Here is a 627-nt window from a genome sequence, read left to right as displayed (position 1 = left end):
GTGCTTAACCTTGCTGCATATCGTAACTCGCTGGCCCGTTCTACAAAAAGTACGCGGTCACACATAAAAGTGCTCCCACCGATTGTAGGCACACGGTTTCAGGTTCTATTTCACTCCCCTCCCGGGGTTCTTTTCACCTTTCCCTCACGGTACTGCTTCGCTATCGGTCACTAGGTAGTATTTAGCCTTGGGAGATGGTCCTCCCTGCTTCCCACAAGGTTTCACGTGTCTCGTGGTACTCTGGAGTAGATCTACTTATCTTTTCTTTTCGCCTACAGGGTTATTACCTTCTACGACTGAACTTTCCAGTTCTATTCGGCTAAGAAAATCAAAGCGTTATGATCTATCCACAACCCCAGAAACGAAGTTTCTGGTTTGGGCTCTTCCCCTTTCGCTCGCCGCTACTTAGGGAATCGAATTTTCTTTCTCTTCCTCTGGGTACTTAGATGTTTCAGTTCCCCAGGTGTACCTCTATATGCCTATGTATTCAGCATATAGTACTTAGCGTTAGCTAAGTGGGTTTCCCCATTCGGAAATCTGCGGATCACAGATTATTTGCATCTACCCGCAGCTTATCGCAGCTTATCACGTCCTTCATCGGCTCCTAGTGCCAGGGCATCCACCGTG

At 47.7% G+C, this 627-nt stretch carries 1 rRNA gene; it reads right to left on the bottom strand.

The window, feature by feature from the left end:
- Window positions 1–627, bottom strand: a 23S ribosomal RNA gene (locus CPAL_RS05945); the annotation flags it as partial.

Origin of the sequence: Clostridium thermopalmarium DSM 5974 (assembly GCF_002995795.1) — a bacterium.
Classification (GTDB): domain Bacteria; phylum Bacillota; class Clostridia; order Clostridiales; family Clostridiaceae; genus Clostridium_H; species Clostridium_H thermopalmarium.
Note: the sequence above shows the minus strand (reverse complement) of the source record. Positions and strands in the feature narration are given on the sequence as shown.